The following is a 16,864-nucleotide window of genomic DNA, read 5'->3' as shown; positions in this document are numbered from 1 at the left end:
TACGGTCTCATGTTACCGGTCCGTGACCTGGAATCCCCTGGGTGAGTGACGACCCGGTCCCGGGCGGGCACTCGATCCGCCGCTTGTCAGATCCGTCGCTTGTCAAGGGGCTATCCCGCAACACGCGTGACACATTTGCTGACTTACACTGCGGAGAGGGGCTCGCATCGCCGGATCGGCGATCGCCCCGACGACGAGAAGGCAGCGATCGAACGCGGCGAGGACGCCCGCGGGTCGCACGACAAAGAAACAGGTGATCGATGGCGCGTGTCGTTTCAGAAAACGGTGTTCCCTCCGCACGACGGGTCGACTCGGGGCGGAGCACCCCTTCGGGGCAGCGCGCCGCGCCGGACGAGGCCTCCGCGGGCTGGGCTCCTGTACTGGAACGAGACGACGTCGTCCTGGTCGGCGGTGTCCCGCATCTCGTGGCAGAGGTCACGCCGGACCAGGCGCAGACCGACGATCTGCTCCGGCTCGCCGCGTTGCTCGAGGCCGCCGATATCGAACCGATCCTGCTGCGGCGCGCCAGCGGGCGCCCTGCCCTGGCCGTTGACGCAGCGGCACGCAAACGTGCCATCGCCGCGCTGCGGGCGGATGCGGAAACCGAGCCGTGGATCGTCGGCCGCGCCGGACGCGCCCGCGTCTTCGGAGCAGGGTCGAACAACCCGTTCGGCCGCGACGAGAGCGCCACGATCTACCGCCCGCGGGTGAGTCCGAGCGGAACACTCCGCCTGGGCGCCAGCCACGGCATCCGTCTGGAGTTCTGGCGATGGGATGGCCCGGTCGTCACGGCACCCCACGCGAATGCGCTCTCGCGCCGCGTCATGGCCGCCGACGACCTCCGCTTCGTCACCATCGCGCGCCACGGACGAGACTGGCGGACGCTCGAGGGGATGTTCACCCCCGGTCCGTCGGAGTTCACGCACGACGTCGACATCGTCTTCTCGTGGGTCGACGGTTCGTCGAGCGACTTCCAGCGCGAGCGCGCCCGGAGGATGAGCCGCTACGTCGTCGGCGACGGCGACGAGCACTCGGCACGCTTCCGTCACGTGGACGAGATCGGCTACGCGCTGCGCTCCGTGAACCAGTACGCCCCGTGGATCCGGCGCATCTTCATCGCGACCGACAGCCCGGCACCCTGGTGGCTGACCGAGCACCCGAAGGTCACGATCGTGCGCAGCGAAGAGTTCTTCGCCGACCGAGCGTCGCTGCCCACCCACAACTCACACGCGGTCGAGGCCCAGCTTCACCGGATCGAGGGGCTGGCCGAGCACTTCCTGTACGCCAACGATGACATGTTCTTCGGCCGCCCCGTGCGCCCCGAACTGTTCTTCACGGCGGCGGGCATCTCGCGCTTCGTCGAATCGCGGGTACGCATCGGCGTGGGCCCGACCGATCCCGAGCGAAGCGGCCACGACAACGCCGCGAGGATCAACCGCGCCCTGCTCGAGGAGCGTTTCGGCCGCGTGATCGCACGTGACCTCGAGCACTGCGCCGCGCCGCTCCGCCGGAGCGTCATGTACGAACTCGAAGAGACGTTCCCCGAGGACTTCGCCCGGACGGCGGCGGCGACGTTCCGTTCGGCGACCGACATCTCGGTGACGAACTCGCTCTACCACTACTACGCGCTGATGACGGGCCGAGCCGTGACGACCCGGGAACCGCGGACGCGCTACATCCAGACGACGCTGCAGCCCGGCATCCGACAGATGGAACGCCTGCTGGCTCGTCGCGACGTCGATATGTTCTGCCTGAACGACGGCAGCCGTCCCGAGGTCCCCGAGGCGCTTCGCGAGCGGGTGCTGCGCGACACGCTCGAGGGGTACTTCCCGGTCCGGGCACCGTGGGAGGTCACGGTGTCCGACACAAGCGCGGCGGGCGAGTCGGTCAGCGGACGATCGGAAGAGGCGTCGTCGGCGGTCGGCTCGTAACCACCCGCCCGGAGTCGTCGAGGCGTTCGGCGCGCAGCGCGCGCGTCGCGGAGTCGGGGATCACGATGCCGGCCTCCGCGATCCGCCGAGCGCTCTCGGCGGGATCGACATAGCCGAGTGCGACCGTGTCACCGACCGATACGACGGAGTGCACGACCGTCTCGTCGTAGACGTGCACCAGGTTGTACGCCTGCGCGGCATCCTGCGGACGCGTGCCGCCGACGACCACGCCGAGATCCTGCGTGTAGCAGGTGGCCGATGCGACCGAGACGGGGATGCCCGCGAAGGTCGCGGCGGTCGAGTAGTGCAGGTGTCCGGCGAGGATCGTGCGGACATCGCTCCCCCGCAGCACGGCCGCGAGACGTGACTGGTCGCGGAGTTCGACCGTGACGGCCAGGTCGAGCACGCTCGGCACGGGCGGGTGGTGCATCGCGAGGATCGTCCCATGGGCGGCGGGGATGGCGAGCTCGATCTCGAGCCATTCGAGCTGGGCTTCGGTGACCTCGCCATGGTGGTGGCCGGGAACCGACGTGTCGAGCGCGATGACGCGCAGGCCGTCGATGTCGTACACGGCGTCGACCGGGGCCGAGGCATCCGCTGCGCTATCCGTCAGCAGTCCCGCGCGGAACGAGGCGCGGTCGTCGTGGTTGCCCATGACCCAGATGACGGGTGCACCGAGGCGAGCGGCCCACGGATCGACGAGCGCGCGAAGCGTCTCGTAGGCCTCGGGCTCGCCGTGGTCGGCGAGGTCGCCCGTGAAGATGATCGCATCGGGTGTGGACCCCGATTCGGCGATCTGCGCGAGCGCGCGACCCAGGCGCGCGGAGGCATCGATGGAACCGTACAGCGGGTCATCCCCCGCCCTCAGGTGCGTATCGCTGAGGTGCAGCAGTTGATGACTCGGGCGTGCGTACTCGGCGATACGCACGCCGTTCGCGGTGATCACGCCCGGAATGTTACCGGAGTGTTTCGAACACCTGGGTGCGAAACGGTGAACGATGTCGGTTCGTGACGCAGATTCCGGATGAATCGGACACGGCGGGCGACCCGTCAGGAGCGTGGAAGCACCCCGCCACGCCCAAAGCTCGCCGTCACGCCCCGACTGAAGAAGACGGAGTCCGGCGGTCGGTCGCTGACGCCGGGCAGGCCCGCCGCCGCGCAGATCGTGCTGCAGTGTGACGACGTGAGCGGGGTGAAGAACCCCGGGCGCGGTGACGATCGGGACTCGCACCACGGGAGCGGTGCCGGATACACCCATCGTCTGCTCCTTCCGACGACAGAGCCCTGCTCCATATTCATATACTCGGTGATGTATACCGAGAATGCCGTTCGTCTGGAGATCCGTATGTCCGTCCGCCAGAGCCTCCTCGCGATCCTCGATCAGGGCCCCTGCTACGGCTACCAGTTGCGGTCCGAATTCGACCGCCGCACCGGCTCGAGCTGGCCGGTCAACGTCGGCCAGATATACACGACGCTCGATCGGCTCGAGCGCGACGGACTCGTCGCGAAGGGCGCGACCGATGACCAGGGACACGTGTACTACGAGATCACACAGGCGGGGCGGGACGAGGCCGGATCTTGGCTCCGCTCCCCCGTCATCCGCCCGAGCGGGACACGAGACGAACTCCTTCTGAAACTCGCGCTCGCCGCCACGCTTCCCGACGTCGACGTCGTCGCGATCGTGGAGACACAGAGAAGCGCGTCGCTCGCCGCGCTCGAGGCACTGAGGAAAGCGCGTGAGGGGGACGTCGACGAGCCCGACGGAGCAGAACTCGCGACCCGACTCGTCGCCGATGCCCTCCTGTTCCAGGCGGAGACCGAGGTTCGTTGGCTCGATCACGTTCGGGACCGCCTGGCGCAGCACCCGCCGAGGGAGATCACGTTGCCCCTCGTCGCCGAGCGTCCGCGCCGAGGTCGCCCGCCCCGGGTCGGTGGCCTCGGCGCCTCGTCGAGCGTTCTCGCAGGGCGCACTCCGATCGCCTGAACGACGGAGAGGCGAGAGCGAACCCGGCTTAGGATCGGAGCATGGCCGGATTCTGGGGCAAACGCAAGCGTGAAGAGCAGTCCGCACTGGATGCGCAGGATGCCGAACTGGCGCGCCGCGCAGGCCGGGCGCTGGTCGAGGCCGATGAGCGGATCCGGGTCACGGCCGATGAGCTGGACTTCGCGAACGCGGAACTGGGCGAGGGCGCGACGAAGGACCTCCGTGCCGCGCTCGACGCCGTGCGCCACCACCTCGCCGAGGCGTTCCATCTCAACCAGCTGAATCATGACGAGATCCCCGACACCCCCGAGGAGCTGCGCGAGCGTCACGCACGCATCACCCAGCTCTGCGAGTGGGCGGAGAACCTGCTCGACGAGAAGACGCAGACCCTGGCCGAGCAGATTGCAAAGGTGCGCCGCGCACCCGAGATCCTCGCCCAGGTGCGTTCCGACGCCGTGCGCCTGCGCGAGCGGCTTCCCCAGGCCCGCACGACGGTTGCGCGTCTCGCCGACCGGTACGCGCCGTCCGCGCTCCAGCAGATCGACCGCGCGCCGGACGAGGCCGAGCAGCTGTTGTCGTTCGCCGAGCACAGCGCCGACATCTCCGAACGGCGGCGTGAGGCATCCCGACGCGAAGAGGCGATGCTCGCGCTGGAGACCGCGACCGAGGCCGTGCGCCGCGCGGCGACGCTTCTCGACGGTGTCGACGACTTCGAGATCGAGGCGCTGCGTGCTGAGTCGACCCTGGCGGACGTCATCGCGGACTCACGCGGCGACGTGATCGCGGCGCGCGATGCACCGGCGACCCCCCAGGTCACGGCGGCGCTGAGCGCCCTCCAATCCGCGCTCTCTGCACTGCCCCCGGCCAACACGAAGGTCGACCCGTTCGCGCAGCTCTCACACCTGCGCGAGGCGAACACGGCACTGGATGTCGCGGTCGACAAGGCGCGCGAGCGCGCGGCGAAGCCGCTGCCGACACCCGCCCAGGTCCGCCATGCCACCGACGACGCCGACCGTCAGATCGCGGTCGCCCGCAACGTGATCGCCGGTCACCGCGGCTGGATCGGTGCCGATGCGCGCACGCGACTCGCCGAAGCCGAGCGCACGCGAGCCGATATGGCCGGGCTGCCCGGCGACGAGGATTCGCGCGAGGACGCCTTCCAGCTCGCACGCCGGTCGGCGCAGCTCGCGAGCGAGGCGCTCCAACTCGCCCAGCGCGACATCGACTCGTCGCGCCCCCCGCAGGATGATGGCTGGGGTGGAGGTCGGCGCGGCGGGCAGGGCGGCGATGGCATGGGAGGCATGCTCGGCGGCCTCGTCATCGGCAGCCTGCTCGGCGGCATGTTCGACTGACGCGCTTCAGCGCCACGCGACGCGATCCCCCGCTCGCGCGAACGGACGCAACACGCCGTGCGACCCGAGAGGTGACGGCGTGTCGCGTCCGTTCGATGACTGACGCGGCGGCGGGATGCTACGAGGCGAGCACCTCGGCGGGCGGCGCGGACTGCGCGCCCAGCGAGATCATGCCGTAGTCCCAGCCCTTGCGCCGGTAGACGACGCTCGGCTTATCGGTGCGGGCATCGATGAACAGGAAGAAGTCGTGCCCGACGAGCTCCATGCGATCGACGGCCTCTTCCACGGGCATCCACTCGGCGTCGAAACTCTTGACGCGGATCACGACGGGCGTGTAGTCGGGCTCGTCCTCGTTGCCGGTGATGATCGGGATCTCGCCCGTGGCGACCGCGTGGATCATGTCGGCCGAGGCCGGCTGAACATCGATCCCCGTGAGCTCGCCGCTGCCCTTCTCGAAGTGGGCGCCGTGCGGGTGCTTGCGTGCGTCGACGCGCTTGCCCTTGGCCCGGCGCAGCTGCTCGCACATCTTGTCGACCGCGAGGTCGAGGGCGGCGAACTTGTCCGCATCCGTTGCTTCGGCCCGGACGACGGGACCCTTTCCGATCAGAGTCAGCTCGACCGTGTCGTCCTCCATGCGCCCGCCCTTGTAAGCGCGGTGCGTGACCTTCACCTCGAGCCGCTGCGCTCGGGGGACGAGGTTCTCGATGCGGGTCGCTTTCTCTTCGACCACCGATCGGAATCGATCCGTGACGCTCACTCCAACGCCGACGATGCCTGTTTCCATCTTTGACCTCCTTGCTCGGGACGATCCGCCCGTACAAGAGCGGATCGTGCGCTCGCCTTGGTCTCTCCCACGCTAGCCCTGCAGACCGGGAGTGTCACCTGCGAGTTTCGGATGCATCACCGCTGTGTTCGCGAAGGGCTGTGTTCGCGAAGGGCCGTGTTCGCGACGGGGTGTGTCCACGCAGGGGTGTCGCCGCGATCGTGGCGGCGCCGACGACGACGGCACCGCCGGCCCGCAACGCCCGCGCGGCCTCGATGAGCGTGGCGCCCGTCGTCACGACGTCGTCGACGATCACGACCCGGAGCCCCGTGGCCCGGCGTGCGAGCATGCCGCCGCGAAGGTTCTCGAGCCGGTCGACCCGCCCCAGTCCCCGCTGATCGGCAGCCGAGCGGCGTAGCGCGAGGAGCCGCCGCGGTTGCACCCCCGCGTGCCGCGCCACCAGATCGACGAGCCGGAATCCCCGGGCACGCAAGCTCTTCGGGCTCGAGGGGATGGGCACCACGACGAGCGAACCCGGCGCGGCCTCCGACGAGTGAGCGACTTCTCGCAGAGCTCCGGCGAGCGCCGGGGCGAGACACCGCGCAAGCCGGGGCCGTGCGTCGCGTTTCACGGTGCGCAGGATCGATGCCGCGGGCCCGGCGAAGGGTATACCCGCCCAGACCGCGAGCTCATCGCCCGCGACCACGACCGGCGCGGGGTCCGGCGCGAGCGCCCGCAGGCAGGCGGCACAGACGCGTCGTCCAGGTGCGAGGCATCCGGCGCACCGTTCCGGGAGAGCGAGTGCGGCGGCGTCGGCGACCGCACGGCGCACGATCCGCCAGGCGTCCTGCCCCGTCGACCACATCGATCCAGGGTGCCCCCGGCGACTGCTCGACGACGACACGCGTGCGGAATCGGGGCGGAGTCAGCCGACACAGGGCCTGGGGAGGATCAGTTGGCACCCAGCTGCGACGCGAGCACGAGCACCTCATCCGCCGCGCGTTGCCAGGTCGTGCCGCGGCGGACGAACAGCGCGCCGTCCACGGTGAGCAGCCGCGCCGACGACACCGTCGGTCCGGCAGCGAGCGAGACCGCGACACCCGCCGGTCCGGTGCCCGACGTGCTCAGGCCCCCGACGACCTGCTCCGTGACGACCGTACCCTCGGTGCCCTCCGAGAGGATGCCGAGCGTGCGATCGTCGAGCCAGGCGAGATCGGACCCGCTCCCATCCAGACGCAGCACGCGCTCGGGCGCGCCGAGCGACACCGGCGCCCCGTCGGCGCGTTGGATGCCGGCCACTTCGACCCAATCTCGACCGGCGTCCGTAACGATGGCCGCGACGCGCGTACCGTCACGCGACACCTCCATGGCTCCGATCTGGGTCGCGCCCGGCCAGGCGTTGGCGATGTCACGGGTGTCTCCGCCGGCAGTCGCGAGGCGCACGGCCGAGGGTTGGTTCACAGGAACGGTCCAGATGGTGTCGTCCGGGTCGATCGCCGGCTCGATCAGATCGGCCCGCTCGTCTGCGGTCGTGACCACGTTGCCCTCCACGCGCACGACCCCGCCCTCGGCGAGCAGGACGGCAGCCGTGCGTGCCCCGCGTCCGACGGCGATCGCATAGGCGTCGAGCTCCGCGATACGCGTGCTCAGCCCCGAAACGGTCGTCAGATCGCCCTCGCCCAAGAATCCGAACCCGTCCGGGATCTGCACGAGCGGCCGCGCATCGATTGCCGTGCTGAGCGCCTGCGCGGGTTCGACCGCGAGCTCGGCGCCGCCCACGAGCAGTTCGACACCCGCCACCCCCGTGCCCTGCAGGCTCGCCTGCAGCTGCCGCAGCAACCGACCGAGCGCGACCGGGTCGGCGTCGAGTGCCGCCGCACCCAGCTCGACCCGGGCGATGCCCTGCACGACGGGCACGGCGGATGATTCCAGGACGACACCGTCGGTGACCGCCGACACCACGGCGCCCGCGAGCCACGGGCTCGGCCCGCCGCCGATGATCGCCTGTGTGATGAGGGTCGCCACGTTCTGCCGCGTCGGGAACCACCGCACATCGGGCACCAGGAACTTCCACGAGGGATCGAAGAACATCACGCCGTACGCGCTGAAGACGACGCGGAAATCCTGTTCGTTCAGCACGATCCCGTCGGGCGCCTTGCTGATGCGCCACTCGCCGTCGCCCTGTTGCTCGAGTTCGTATCCGAGGGTGGCGGCACCGCCATCCGCCGCGTGGAAGGCGCCCGTCTGATCGACCTCGCCGGTCTGCGCGACGGTCATCTCGACCACGTCGCTGTCCACCATCGTGACGCTGCGTGACCCCGGCCGGTCGATCGTGACGCCCGTCTCGGGGCGCCACGATCGACTGATGTCGGGGGCCAGGAACAGCCGCGCGATCTCCCACCGTCCGGCGGGGCTCGTCGCCGCCGCGACGAATCCCTCCACGATCTGCTCCGGCGTCGCGCCGGGCTGCGGACGGTTCGGCAGGAACGAGAAGTCGGGGACGTCCGGGGCCTCGTCGAGCGCGAGCCCGGGGTTGACCGAGCCGCCGCTCGGCAGCCCCGCGCAGCCCGCGAGCACCAGCACGAGAGCCGCGAGGGCCCCGACGATCCTCGCCCTCATGACACTCCCCCGAATCGTGCCCTGTCGCTCGCCGGATCCGGCGATGTCGCATCCGTGTGATCGTCCCCGGGCGTGGTCTCGTTACCCAGGACGTCGATGGCCTGCGTCAGTCCGAGCGCGTCGATCTCGGCGTCGGGCTCGGTACGCAGCGGCGGCGCCTCGATCGTGCCGCCGGGCTGGCGCGGCAGTGTCAGGACGAAGTTCGAGCCCCTGCCCGCCTCGCTCCACACCGCGAGCGTGCCGCCGTGCAGCCGCGCGTCGCCGAGCGCGATCGACAGTCCGAGCCCCGTGCCGCCGATGGAGCGTTTGCGCGAGGGATCCGCGCGCCAGAAGCGGTCGAAGACCCGCTCGGCGTCGGTCGGCTTCATGCCCAGCCCGAAATCGCGCACACCGATGGCGACGGCGGTCGAGTTGCTGTCGACGCTGACCACGATCGGCCGCCCCTCGCCGTGTTCGATCGCGTTGCCGAGCAGATTCCGGACGATTCGGCGGACCCGGCGCGCGTCCATGTCGACCGGCGAATACCCGCCGGGCGCCACGAGGCGCACATCCGACCCGTGCTGCTCGGCCAGTTGCTCCATCTCGGAGATGATGTCTTCAGCGAGATGCGCGAGGCTCGTCGGCTCCCACTCGAGCTGCACCGATCCGGCATCGTAGCGGCTGATCTCGAGCAGATCGCCGAGCATCGTCTCGAAGCGCTGCACCTGCGCGTGCAGCAGCTCGGCCGCGCGCGACGCCGCCGGGTCGAAGCTCTCACGACGATCGTTCAGGATGTCGGCCGCCAGGCGGATCGTCGTCAACGGCGTGCGCAGCTCGTGCGAGACATCCGACACGAATCTCTGTTGCACGAGCGACAGGTCGGCGAGCTCGAGGATCTGGGCCTGGATGCTGTCGGCCATCGCGTTGAACGATCGTCCGAGAGTTGCCAGCTCGTCCTCGCCGCGGACGGGCAGCCGCACCTGCAATTCGCCCGCGGCCAGCCGCTCGCTCGTCTCGGCGGCCTCGGAGATCGGCGTCGCGACGGAACGCAGGACGAACCACGAGATTCCCCCGATGAGCAGGATGAGGGTGATGCCGACGATCCAGAGCGTGCTCTGCACGAAACCGAGCGTCTGCGAGGCGGCCGACAGGTCGTACGCCAGATACAGTTCGTATGCGCCGACCTCGGGCACGAGCAGCTGCTGCCCGACGACGATCCCCGGGACCATTCGACCGGAGGCATCCTCGAGCGATACGGACTGCCACCATTGGGACGACGGCTGCGCCTGCACGCGCTCGCGCAGACCCTCCGACACGATCTGCTCGTCGAATCCCCCGGCGGTGAAGTCCTGGGGCGCGATCGACGACGGGGCCGAATCCACACGGAACACCGCGATCTCGTCGCTGGACGACTGCCGCGCGATGTCGTCGCCGACGCCGCGCATGAGGTTCTGCAGTCGCACCCGGTCGCCCTGCACCTCGGCCGAATCGAGCTTCGTCTGGGCCGCGACCGCCGCACGGAGCGAGTCGTCGAGGACCTCGTTACGACGCGACTGGAACAGGTCGTTCTGGATGGCCAGCGCCATCCAGACGCACGCGATCAGGATCGCGAAGGCCGTCAGGGCGAGGGTGATGAGCACCGTGCGAAAACGGAGCGAACGACGCCACAGTCGCGAGGTGCCCTCGATCCACGTCGACGGATGCCGCCACGCGAACGACACGAACGTCCGCGTGGCCTGCGGCACAGTACTCGTCGTCGCCGTACTCGTCGTCGCCGTACTCGTCGTCGCCGTACTCGTGGGCGCAGCAGGCGGGGACGCGGTCGGGGACGGCGTCACGGCGATCCTCAGACGACAGCGCCGGCGCGGTAGCCCACGCCGCGCACCGTGGTCACGATCTGGGGGTTGTCGGCGTCGAGCTCGACCTTGGCGCGCAGGCGCTGCACGTGGACGTTCACGAGGCGTGTGTCGGCCTTGTAGTGGTAGCCCCACACCTGCTCGAGGAGCATCTCGCGAGAGAACACCTGGTGGGGCTTCGCGGCGAGCGCGACGAGGAGCTCGAACTCGAGCGGTGTGAGGGCGATGATCTCGCCCGCGCGGCGCACCTCGTGGGCGGCGACATCGATCGTGAGATCGCCGATGCGCAGCGGCGCGCCGGTGCTCTCGGGCGTCGGACGCAGGCGGGTGCGGATGCGCGCGACGAGTTCTTTGGGGTTGAAGGGCTTGACGATGTAATCGTCGGCGCCCGACTCGAGCCCCTTCACGACATCCGCCGTGTCGGTGCGGGCCGTCAGCATGATGATCGGCACGCCGGACTCGGCGCGCACGAGCGTGCAGATCTCGATCCCGTCCATGCCCGGGAGCATCAGGTCGAGCAGCAGGAGGTCCGGACGCTCGGAGCGGAAGGCGTCGAGAGCCACGGAGCCGTCGGAGCAGAACACGGGGTCGAAGCCCTCCGTGCGCAAGACGATCCCGATCATCTCGGCGAGGGCGGTGTCATCGTCGACGACCAGGATGCGTGAACTCATGGAACGGGGTTTCGTCCTTCTGCGACGGAGTGTCGTGCGCGGCCCGAGCGCGGCCGGTAACCACAGAGTAGTCGACAGCGCCCCAGCGTGGACTGAACGCCGCCTGTGGCGCTGCCTGTGGCGCTGCCTGTGGCGTGGCCGGGGGCGTGTGACACGATGGACGAGCGAACACCAGCGCCGGGTGCATGCATCCGCCCGCCCCGTGCCCGCCGAGTGCCTACGGAGGATCCAGATGAGCGCCCAGCCGACGTGGACGCCCGCGCCCCGGGCCGGCATCATCCCCCTCCATCCGCTCGGATTCGGCACGATCCTCGGCCGCTCGTTCGCGGCGCTGCGGCACAACCCGGCGGTGTTGTTCGGCTTCGCCCTCGGTGTTCAGGCGATCGCCTTCATCATCCTGATCGTCGGCGTCGGCGGCATCGGATGGCTGACCTTCTCGCGCCTCGACACGCTTCGCGAGGGCACGGAAGAATTCGACGCGGTCCTCGCCGGCTCCACCCTGATCACGGGACTGGCCGCCTTCGTCCTCGGTCTGCTCGCTACGGCGCTGCAGGTCATCGTGCAGGCGGTCGTCGTCGGCGAGGTATCGCACGCCGTCGTGGCCGAAAAGCTCCGACTCTCGGTGCTGTGGCGGCAGGTGCGACCGAGCCTCGGACGGCTGATCGGGTACTCCGCCCTGCTCCTGCTCGCCATCGGTCTGCTCGTCGCGGCTGTGACGGCGGCCATCATCGCCATCGGCGTCGCCGTGCATCCCGCCATCGCCATCGTGTTGACCGTGCTCGTGATCCTCGGCGCCATCCCCCTCTCGCTGTGGCTCAGCACGAAGCTGCTCCTCGTGCCCAGCGCCCTGATCCTCGAGGGCGCGACGATCCGTGGCGCGATCGCCCGATCGTGGGTGCTCGTGCGCGGTCGTTTCTGGACGGCCCTCGGGGTGATCGTGATCATCTCGCTGCTGTTCGGCGCGGTCGCCCAGTTCGTCAGCCTCCCCCTGTCTTTGCTCAGCACCGCTCTCACGACGATCGTCTCGCCGACCGGCGAACCCACCGCGGGCGCCATCGTCGCGGTGGTGGTGACGGTCGTGCTGACCTATGTGCTCACCCTCACCATCCAGGCCGTCGGACTGGTGGTGCAGTCCACGGCAAGCGTCCTGATCTACATCGACTGCCGGATGCGGCGTGAGGGACTCGACATCGAACTGCTCCGGTACGTCGAGCGCCGGGACGCCGGGGGCTCCCCCCTCCCCGACCCGTGGGGGCCGCACGCGGACCGCCCGCCGATGCCCCCGGTGTGGGGACCACCCGTTTATGCGCCGCCGCCGTACCCCGCCCCGTCACCGCCACCGCCCGCGCCGCCATCACCGGCCGCGCCCCCGGACGCTCGCACGTGGGCGCCCCCGACCGCGGGTGGGAGCGACGCCGACCCGCAATCCACTCGGCCGTGAGACTCGGAGACCTCCCCCTCATCCCGGATGGCGCCGAGGGACGAGAGTGGGCCGAGCGCGAACTCGCCGATCCGCGCTACGCCGCCGCCGAACCGACGCCGCTCGACCGGCTCGCCCAAGCCATCAACGAGATGCTCGGGGCGCTGTTCGGCGCGGGGGCCCCGGCGGGGCTCGGCCCCGCGGTCCTCGTCGGGCTCGCGCTGCTCGCGATCGCACTCATCGTCGTGGCGTTCGCGATCTGGGGTCGCCCGCGGCTCTCACGACGGACCGCGGCGGCGACCCCGCTGTTCGGCGAGGACGACGTCCGCGCCGCCGCAGACCTCCGGCGCGAGGCATCCGAGCGAGCCGGCGCCGGTGATTGGGATACCGCGATCGTGCTGCGCTTTCGTGCCCTGGCGCGCTCGATGATCGACCGGGGTGTCGTCGCAGCGCGCCCCGGCGCCACGGCGCAGTCGTTCGCCCGATCGGCCGCGCGGGCCTTCCCCGCGCTCGCTCGGTCGCTGGTCGAGACGGCATCCGTCTTCGATGATGTGCGCTATCTGCGCCGTCCCGGAACGCCCGGCGACTACGAGCGGGTTGCGGCGACGGATGACGCCGTGGCCGCCGCGCGCCCGGTGAGTGACGAACGCGCGGCGGTCGCGTCCGGGAGCCGATCGTGACGCCGGATGCCGTGGGCACCGTCCCGGCGTCCCGCCGCCGCGCCGTGGTCTGGATCTCCATCGTCGCGTTCGTGATCCTCGTCGGCATCGCCGGTGCGCTGCTTTCGGGCATCGGCACCTGGACCGAGAGGGACCGACTCGATCCCGAGAGCGTCGGCCCCGGCGGCACCGCAGCGCTCGTCGCGATCCTGCGCGAGCAGGGTGTCGCCGTCGCGGTCACGCGTGATCGCGACGAGACGCTGCGGCTTCTCGGCGCGGCCCCGACGACCCTGGTGATGGCAGACTCGCCGATCCTCGGCGATGACGCACTGCGCGAGATCTTCGAGGCGGCGACCGACATCGTGCTGGTCGACCCGCGAGCCCGCGGCGTCGAGCTGCTCTTTCCCGGAGCAACGGCCGGCGGATTCGCACCGGCCGAGACCGTCGCGCCGGAATGCGACGCAGCGCCCGCACGGCGCGCCGGGTCCGTGATGCCCGGACGTCTGCTCGTGCCCGGCACGTCCGGTGCAGCCGGGTGCTACCCGGCGGGTGACGGATTCGGACTGCTCATCGGCGCGGGTGCGGACCGCCGTGTCTCCGCCTTCGACGGACGTGGCCTGATCACGAACGACAGCCTGGCGTCGGACGGCAATGCCGCGCTCGCGCTGAACCTGATGGGGCGCCTGCCGGACCTCGTCTGGTATGTGCCCGCGCTCACCGACAGCGACGTGGCGACCGAGCCGACGCTCGGCGAGCTGACCCCCGGGTGGGTCACCCCGGCGATCGTGCTGCTCGGCGCGAGCGCGGTGGCGGCGGCGCTCTGGCGTGGACGCCGATTCGGGCCGCTCGTCGTGGAACGCCTGCCCGTGACGGCGCGCGCCACCGAGACCATGGAGGGGCGCGGCCGCCTGTACGAACACGGCGGGGATACCGTTCACGCGGCGGACGCGCTGCGCCTCGGCACGCTCGAGCGGCTCCGCCGCGCCCTCGCGCTCCCACCCGCGGCCGGTGCCGCACAGATCGCCGACGCATCCGCCGACCTCGCGGGCATCTCTCACCGGGCGGCCAGGGATCTGTTGATCGAGGACGAACCCCGCGGCGAGCGCGAACTGCTCGCGCTGAGCGACGGCCTGCGGACACTCGAGGCCGCGGTCGCGCGCGGCATCCGGGGCGAGACCCCGCCCGACCCGATGAGACCGGACGATGACACCGGACGATGAGACGAACCGATGACCACGAATGAGGGAGAACGGATGAGTGACGACGCCCTGCGGGAGTCGATGAACCGCGTGCGGGAAGAGGTGGGCAAGGCCGTCGTCGGCCAGGACGGCGCCGTCACGGGCCTGCTGATCGCCCTGCTCGCCCGCGGCCACGTGCTGCTCGAGGGGGTTCCCGGTGTCGCCAAGACGCTGCTCGTGCGTTCGTTCAGCCGCGCGCTGGGCCTCGAGACGACCCGTATCCAGTTCACACCGGACCTCATGCCGGGGGACGTCTCGGGATCGCTCGTCTACGACGCGCGCGCGGGTGATTTCGAGTTCCGCGAAGGCCCGGTCTTCACGCACGTGCTGCTCGCGGACGAGATCAACCGCACGCCACCGAAGACGCAGTCGGCGCTGCTCGAGGCGATGGAGGAACGCCAGGTCTCGGCGGACGGCGTGACGCGTCCGCTGCCCGACCCATTCCTGGTCGCGGCGACGCAGAACCCCGTCGAGCACGAGGGCACCTACTCGCTTCCCGAAGCACAACTCGATCGGTTCCTGTTGAAGCTCGTGATCGAGGCGCCCGATCGCGACGCCGAGGTCTCCGTTCTGCGCCGCCACGCCGCGGGCTTCTCGCCGCGGGACCTCGAGGCCGCCGGTGTCGAGCCCGCGGTGACGATCGCCGACGTGCACGCCGCACAGCGCGCTGCGGCATCCGTCGCCGCAACCGACGAGATGCTCGCGTACGTCGTCGATCTGGCGCGCGCGACGCGTTCGAGCCCGTCGGTCGAGCTCGGTGCGAGCCCACGCGCTTCGACCGCGCTGCTGGCCGCCGCCAAAGCGTGGGCGTGGCTCGGCGGCTACCCCGCGATCACCCCCGATCACGTGCAGACGATGCTCGTTCCCGTGTGGCGGCACCGCGTGCGGCTGCGCACCGAAGCCGAGATCGAGGGGGTGACGGCCGACGCGATCCTGCGCCAGGTCGTGCAGCAGACCCCCGTGCCGCTCTAGGGATACCCGTGTACGTGACCGGACGTCTCGCCGCGCTCATCGGCCTCGGCGTCGTGCCCGTCATCCTGCTCTCGCTCGCCGCGGGCGGATCCGACGGTGGCGGCTCGACCGGCACGGGCATTCCTTCAGGAACCGTCGCGTGGCTGGCGGTCGCGGGTTGGCTCCTGCTCTGCACGATCGCGGCTATCGCGGATGCCTCGGCCGCGGCCGACCCGCGTGCCATCCGTATCGAGCGCGAGACACCAGCACGCGCCCGGTTGGGCGTGCCGGTGCGCGCGACGATCACGGTCGCGGTCACGGGGCGACGGCGGCTGCGGGGCCTCCTCCGCGATGGCTGGGAACCGACCGCGGGAGCCGAACCCTCGCGTCAGGAGCTCGACATACCTCCCGGCGAGAGCCGCACTCTGCCCGTGACCTTCGTCCCCCGCCGACGCGGCGAGCGCCGGACGGCCTTCGTCGCTGTGCGCAGCCTCGGCCCCCTGGGGCTCGCGGGTCGCCAGGCCGTCACCTCCGCACCGGCCGCGCTCCGCGTCCTGCCGCCCTTTCACGCGAGTCGCCACCTTCCCTCACGGCTCGCCCGACTGCGGGAACTCGACGGCAGCACGAGCGTCCAGGTGCGCGGGCAGGGCACCGAGTTCGACTCGCTGCGCGAGTACGTGCGCGGTGACGACGTGCGCTCGATCGACTGGCGTGCCACCGCGCGGGCCCGCACCACGATGCTCCGCACCTGGCGGCCCGAACGCGACCGGCACGTGGTCATCGTGATCGACACGGGACGCGCCTCAGCCGCCCGCGTGGGCGATGGCACCCGTCTGGACGCCGCGATGGAATCCGCGCTGCTGCTCGCGGCCCTCGCCGACCGGGCCGGCGACCACGTGCACCTGCTCATGTTCGACCGGGTCGTGCGCGCGCGGGTGAGTGGCGTGCGGGGCACCCGCCTGCTGCCGGCGCTCGTCGACGCGATGGCCGACGTGGAACCCCAGCTGATCGACACGGACTGGGACACCGCGCTCGCCCAGGCATCCCGGCTCACCTCGCACGCGTCGCTCGTCGTGCTGCTGACCGCGCTCGACGCCGCGAGCGCGAGCCGCACGCTGCTCTCGCGGCTGCCGGCCGTAACGGGGCGGAGTCGTGTCCTCGTCGGGGCCGTGACTGACGTCCTGCTCGACCAGATCGCGGCCGAGCGCGATCGGAGCGATGACCTGTGGCTCGCCGCGGCGGCAGAGCGAACACTGCTCGATACACGGCGCCTCACCGACGCGCTGACACGTCTCGGTGCCGACGCAGTCCTGCGCGGACCGGACGAACTGCCCCCGCAGATCTCCGACCGGTACCTGGCGCTCAAGGCCGCCGGGCGACTCTGAGAAGAACACCTGATGCGCGGCTCTCGCGCCGGACGCACGCGCCCCGCTACGCTCGG

The 16,864-nt window shown here is 70.7% G+C and carries 14 protein-coding genes; 8 read left to right on the top strand and 6 right to left on the bottom strand.

Features of this window, described 5'->3' with window-relative positions; translation table 11 throughout:
* Positions 1-260 precede the first annotated feature (260 nt).
* Positions 261-1,931, top strand: coding sequence for a stealth family protein (locus CGU35_RS03665; RefSeq protein ID WP_100810259.1), 1,671 nt, complete (start codon positions 261-263; stop codon positions 1,929-1,931).
* Here the strand turns inward: CGU35_RS03665 and CGU35_RS03660 are convergent.
* On the bottom strand, positions 1,888-2,877 hold the full coding sequence (locus CGU35_RS03660; RefSeq protein ID WP_269800317.1) for a phosphodiesterase: 990 nt from the start codon (positions 2,875-2,877) through the stop codon (positions 1,888-1,890). The genes CGU35_RS03665 and CGU35_RS03660 overlap by 44 nt on opposite strands.
* Before the next feature lie 399 nt (positions 2,878-3,276).
* Here CGU35_RS03660 and CGU35_RS03655 point away from each other — a divergent pair, with 399 nt between their 5' ends.
* Together CGU35_RS03655 and CGU35_RS03650 are read left to right on the top strand one after the other, a co-directional pair.
* Complete coding sequence (locus CGU35_RS03655; protein ID WP_100810364.1) at positions 3,277-3,915, top strand: PadR family transcriptional regulator; 639 nt, start codon at positions 3,277-3,279, stop codon at positions 3,913-3,915.
* A gap of 41 nt (positions 3,916-3,956) precedes the next feature.
* Positions 3,957-5,267 carry a hypothetical protein gene (locus CGU35_RS03650; RefSeq protein ID WP_100810258.1) on the top strand — a complete coding sequence of 437 codons (1,311 nt, stop codon included), beginning with the start codon at positions 3,957-3,959 and terminating at the stop codon, positions 5,265-5,267.
* Positions 5,268-5,385: 118 nt separating this feature from the next.
* On the opposite strand, the gene hpf is transcribed toward CGU35_RS03650, so the two are convergent.
* The 5 genes from hpf to mtrA all read right to left on the bottom strand — a co-directional run bounded on the left by hpf (position 5,386) and on the right by mtrA (position 11,155).
* Positions 5,386-6,051: a ribosome hibernation-promoting factor, HPF/YfiA family gene (hpf, locus tag CGU35_RS03645; protein WP_100810257.1), complete on the bottom strand. Its 666-nt coding sequence runs from the start codon at positions 6,049-6,051 to the stop codon at positions 5,386-5,388.
* A gap of 94 nt (positions 6,052-6,145) precedes the next feature.
* A complete protein-coding gene (locus CGU35_RS03640; RefSeq protein WP_100810256.1) occupies positions 6,146-6,895 on the bottom strand; it encodes a ComF family protein in 750 nt (249 codons plus the stop codon).
* Positions 6,896-6,981: 86 nt separating this feature from the next.
* Complete coding sequence (locus CGU35_RS03635; RefSeq protein ID WP_100810255.1) at positions 6,982-8,649, bottom strand: LpqB family beta-propeller domain-containing protein; 1,668 nt, start codon at positions 8,647-8,649, stop codon at positions 6,982-6,984.
* The gene (gene mtrB, locus CGU35_RS03630; RefSeq protein ID WP_232711148.1) at positions 8,646-10,349 is read right to left on the bottom strand and encodes an MtrAB system histidine kinase MtrB; all 1,704 of its coding nucleotides are present in this window, start codon (positions 10,347-10,349) and stop codon (positions 8,646-8,648) included. Before mtrB ends, CGU35_RS03635 begins: the two co-directional genes overlap by 4 nt.
* Before the next feature lie 125 nt (positions 10,350-10,474).
* On the bottom strand, positions 10,475-11,155 hold the full coding sequence (gene mtrA, locus CGU35_RS03625; protein WP_100810254.1) for an MtrAB system response regulator MtrA: 681 nt from the start codon (positions 11,153-11,155) through the stop codon (positions 10,475-10,477).
* Between the two features lie 232 nt (positions 11,156-11,387).
* On the opposite strand from mtrA, the gene CGU35_RS03620 reads away from it, so the two are divergent.
* Genes CGU35_RS03620 through CGU35_RS03600 form a run of 5 tightly spaced genes read left to right on the top strand, consistent with a single transcriptional unit; the run spans position 11,388 to position 16,808 of the window.
* On the top strand, positions 11,388-12,596 hold the full coding sequence (locus CGU35_RS03620; RefSeq protein WP_100810253.1) for a hypothetical protein: 1,209 nt from the start codon (positions 11,388-11,390) through the stop codon (positions 12,594-12,596).
* The gene (locus CGU35_RS03615; protein WP_157813884.1) at positions 12,593-13,255 is read left to right on the top strand and encodes a DUF4129 domain-containing protein; all 663 of its coding nucleotides are present in this window, start codon (positions 12,593-12,595) and stop codon (positions 13,253-13,255) included. Before CGU35_RS03620 ends, CGU35_RS03615 begins: the two co-directional genes overlap by 4 nt.
* Positions 13,252-14,454: a DUF4350 domain-containing protein gene (locus tag CGU35_RS03610; RefSeq protein WP_198519510.1), complete on the top strand. Its 1,203-nt coding sequence runs from the start codon at positions 13,252-13,254 to the stop codon at positions 14,452-14,454. Before CGU35_RS03615 ends, CGU35_RS03610 begins: the two co-directional genes overlap by 4 nt.
* A 33-nt stretch (positions 14,455-14,487) precedes the next feature.
* Positions 14,488-15,444, top strand: a complete 957-nt coding sequence (locus CGU35_RS03605) for an AAA family ATPase (protein WP_100810362.1) — start codon at positions 14,488-14,490, stop codon at positions 15,442-15,444.
* A gap of 8 nt (positions 15,445-15,452) precedes the next feature.
* A complete protein-coding gene (locus CGU35_RS03600; protein ID WP_100810251.1) occupies positions 15,453-16,808 on the top strand; it encodes a DUF58 domain-containing protein in 1,356 nt (451 codons plus the stop codon).
* The last annotated feature ends 56 nt before the right edge of the window (positions 16,809-16,864 follow it).

Source organism: Microbacterium sp. BR1, from assembly GCF_002812725.1.
Lineage (GTDB): Bacteria > Actinomycetota > Actinomycetes > Actinomycetales > Microbacteriaceae > Microbacterium.
This window is presented reverse-complemented; position numbering and strand designations above follow the sequence as displayed.

Excerpts from the sequence above, each read along its gene's own strand:
- CGU35_RS03640 (WP_100810256.1), bottom strand. The coding sequence starts at position 6,895 with ATGTGGTCGACGGGGCAGGACGCCTGGCGGATCGTGCGCCGTGCGGTC.
- hpf (WP_100810257.1), bottom strand. The coding sequence starts at position 6,051 with ATGGAAACAGGCATCGTCGGCGTTGGAGTGAGCGTCACGGATCGATTC.
- CGU35_RS03650 (WP_100810258.1), top strand. The coding sequence starts at position 3,957 with ATGGCCGGATTCTGGGGCAAACGCAAGCGTGAAGAGCAGTCCGCACTG.
- CGU35_RS03665 (WP_100810259.1), top strand. The coding sequence starts at position 261 with ATGGCGCGTGTCGTTTCAGAAAACGGTGTTCCCTCCGCACGACGGGTC.
- CGU35_RS03605 (WP_100810362.1), top strand. The coding sequence starts at position 14,488 with ATGAGTGACGACGCCCTGCGGGAGTCGATGAACCGCGTGCGGGAAGAG.
- CGU35_RS03635 (WP_100810255.1), bottom strand. The coding sequence starts at position 8,649 with ATGAGGGCGAGGATCGTCGGGGCCCTCGCGGCTCTCGTGCTGGTGCTC.
- CGU35_RS03620 (WP_100810253.1), top strand. The coding sequence starts at position 11,388 with ATGAGCGCCCAGCCGACGTGGACGCCCGCGCCCCGGGCCGGCATCATC.
- mtrA (WP_100810254.1), bottom strand. The coding sequence starts at position 11,155 with ATGAGTTCACGCATCCTGGTCGTCGACGATGACACCGCCCTCGCCGAG.
- CGU35_RS03655 (WP_100810364.1), top strand. The coding sequence starts at position 3,277 with ATGTCCGTCCGCCAGAGCCTCCTCGCGATCCTCGATCAGGGCCCCTGC.